At 58.9% G+C, this 2,458-nt stretch carries 6 protein-coding genes; 1 reads left to right on the forward strand and 5 read right to left on the reverse strand.

Translation table 11 applies throughout. The features are described from left to right. Positions 1–94 precede the first annotated feature (94 nt). From EOB59_RS34410 to EOB59_RS34425, 4 genes are read right to left on the reverse strand one after another with little or no spacing between them, the layout of a single operon-like run. Complete coding sequence (locus EOB59_RS34410) at positions 95–334, reverse strand: hypothetical protein (protein WP_128290271.1); 240 nt, start codon at positions 332–334, stop codon at positions 95–97. A 1-nt stretch (position 335) separates the two neighbouring features. Next, the gene (locus EOB59_RS34415; RefSeq protein WP_128290272.1) at positions 336–572 is read right to left on the reverse strand and encodes a DUF768 domain-containing protein; all 237 of its coding nucleotides are present in this window, start codon (positions 570–572) and stop codon (positions 336–338) included. Positions 573–616: 44 nt separating this feature from the next. Continuing rightward, the gene (locus EOB59_RS34420) at positions 617–829 is read right to left on the reverse strand and encodes a hypothetical protein (RefSeq protein WP_128290273.1); all 213 of its coding nucleotides are present in this window, start codon (positions 827–829) and stop codon (positions 617–619) included. Then, complete coding sequence (locus EOB59_RS34425) at positions 804–1,688, reverse strand: ATP-dependent DNA ligase (RefSeq protein WP_128290274.1); 885 nt, start codon at positions 1,686–1,688, stop codon at positions 804–806. Before EOB59_RS34425 ends, EOB59_RS34420 begins: the two co-directional genes overlap by 26 nt. A 44-nt stretch (positions 1,689–1,732) precedes the next feature. Between EOB59_RS34425 and EOB59_RS34430 the strand changes: the two genes are divergently transcribed. Beyond that, positions 1,733–1,960 carry a hypothetical protein gene (locus EOB59_RS34430; RefSeq protein ID WP_245486885.1) on the forward strand — a complete coding sequence of 76 codons (228 nt, stop codon included), beginning with the start codon at positions 1,733–1,735 and terminating at the stop codon, positions 1,958–1,960. A gap of 118 nt (positions 1,961–2,078) precedes the next feature. On the opposite strand, the gene EOB59_RS34435 is transcribed toward EOB59_RS34430, so the two are convergent. After that, positions 2,079–2,458: hypothetical protein (locus tag EOB59_RS34435; RefSeq protein WP_206622104.1), on the reverse strand; the 380-nt coding region annotated here is incomplete at its 5' end.

The raw sequence follows: 2,458 nt of genomic DNA on the forward strand, positions 1-2,458 counted from the left end.
CTGCCCGATGATACCGGCCAGGTTGTCGCTTAGCCATTGATCGAGGAAGTTCACGCCACGTGTGCTCATTGAGCACATAAGCTGAAGCTAACGATTAGGTTCCGGCATCTGGGCTGCCGACGGCGGCCTCGTCGACTTCCGCTTCCATATCGGAGCGGATGACCTTGGGCTTATCAGTCCCGATCAAAGGGGCGCCGTCGAAGCCCTGCACCCAAGCGTCCGAAAGTTCCTGCCAGTACTCCGGCACGACACGTTCCTTGCCATCCTTTCGAGCCTGTGAGCCATACATCCACGCGTATGTGATGCGCTCCTGGTCCTTTTTGGGAACGGCCATGTTAACCCCAGCGGCTGCTGTAGTACCGTCGTACAGATCGATTTTGCATCGCTTCGAGAATGACCTGGAAGACGCTGCCGACCTCCTCGGAAATGTCCTGTCGAGAAATCCCCTGCTTTTCAGCAGCGGTCATCATTTCGTCGGCAAGATCCGTGGTGGCGGCCGGATTGTCCGTGAAGGTGTCCGGGAGATGCTCCGCCATCCAGTCGTTGAGAAAATCGATGCCACGTCTGCTCATCTGCGATAAGTTCGATTTGCGCCGTTGGTTCCGGCGACGGTGACCTACCTCCTGCCAAGCGGCTGCTTTGAAAGTGAGACAAGTTCAGCCTCGTCTTTGATGCCGGCCATGTAGTTGGCGATGATCCGAGAGGCGATAGCGTCTCGCTGTTCCGGCGACTGGTTGTCGAACCTCAGATGTTCAAAGACCCTGCCGAGCAAAGCCAACTCCGATGGATTGAAAATGCCGGCCTCAGTCGCCTTCGTCCTGATCGGCATGATTCTCCTCCCGGAAATCTTGCAAGGAAGCGTGCCGCAAATCCTCTTCGCCGCGCAAGTGCTTCACACGGCCAATTAGACCGGGCTTCACCCACTGCGTCGCCGGTCGCTTCATGCCCTTAGGCGCCGTTCCTGCGTGGTCCTGGACGCGCTTCCAGAGCCGTTCGCGCATTTCCCGGTTCAAGGTAATGAACGCCGAGCCGACGTAACGCCCCGTGCCGCGTTCAGCCATCAGGGCGAAGGCTGGCTTGCCCGGCTCACGCTCAACGCCGAGCAGTTCGAATTCTTCAACTGAGTAGCATTTCGCCTTCAGCCAATTGGTCGACGGTCCGCTGCGGTATTTGCTGTCACGCCGCTTTGAGACCATGCCCTCAAGCCCGGCCTGGTCCAGTAGGTGATAGATTGCCTTGGCATCGCCCGGCAGAGGCTCGCTGAACTGGATCCGGCCGCCGGGCTCGATCATGCTGGCCAGGATCTCGCAGCGCTCCTCCAGTGCCATGTCGCGCAAGTCATGGCCATTGAGGTGGAGAAGGTCGAACGCCACAAAATACAGATCATGCTGCCGGCGCGTGATAGCCTTGCGCAACTCGCCGAAATTAGACAGGCCAGCCTCGTTCAGCACGATGATCTCGCCGTCGACAATGGCGCTTTCGGCGTCGAGGCTGTCAGCCTCTTTCACCAGGTCGCGATATTTGGCCGTCCAGTCGTGGCCGTTGCGGGTGTAAATCCGCGTGCCTTCTTCGTCGATGATCAGTTGCGAGCGGTAGCCGTCGAACTTGACCTCGTGAATCCAGCCGTCGCCTTCCGGCGGTTGCTCGACAAGGGTCGGCATCAAGGGCGAGATGAACTTCAAACGCATGCACACTGGACCCACAAGCCGCGATTCAATCAGGATGCGCTAAAATGGTTCCGGAACATTTTAGACGAATTGAATGTTTGATCGCTATGGCGAAGCTATCCGACCTTGGACCACCCATTCCCGGCAAGCAGCACGGCGGCCAGCCAGCCGATGAGGACGACAACTTCTATACCTGCCCGACGTGTGGACAGCAGGTCGACATGCGCGACTTGCGGCACGTGATGTGGCACGAGCAGCCAAAGCACAAGCCGCTCCTTTTCGTCGTCGAATAACGCGCACCCGCTAATGCAAAAAAGCCCGCCAGCCGTGGGCCAGCGGGCAGTTCTCATGGGGAGAGCACTGAATGGGAACAGTGCCGGCTCCGAAGCTCGTCAGCGTGAGAATGTTCCATCAGCGAAACAATTCTGCGGGAAATACCAGTGTCCGAAGGTCTTCCTGTACGGATTCTCCCTCGCCGCCCCCTTGACGATCCTTGACCATCGCCATGCATTGCAGCGCCATCGAACGGGAAAGGCCTTCCTGCTTCTCGACCCATGGCCCGAAATGACCGTGCAGCAATGATGCCTTGTGGTGGAACAGCCAGCGGCCGATGGCGAGCTTCTGGTCGGTCGACAGACGCCCGCGGGGAATTGCTCGAGTGTCGGCTGGCATGGGATCTGCCAGCCGTGCGACATTGCTGGGGGACATCAGCGCGAGATAGGCACGGTGGACCTCGTGCTGCTTGTCTGCTGGCAGCTTGTTGAACTGGCGCACCGTCATCCCGCAACCGA

This window comes from Mesorhizobium sp. M7A.F.Ca.MR.176.00.0.0 (assembly GCF_004023165.1).
Lineage (GTDB): Bacteria > Pseudomonadota > Alphaproteobacteria > Rhizobiales > Rhizobiaceae > Mesorhizobium.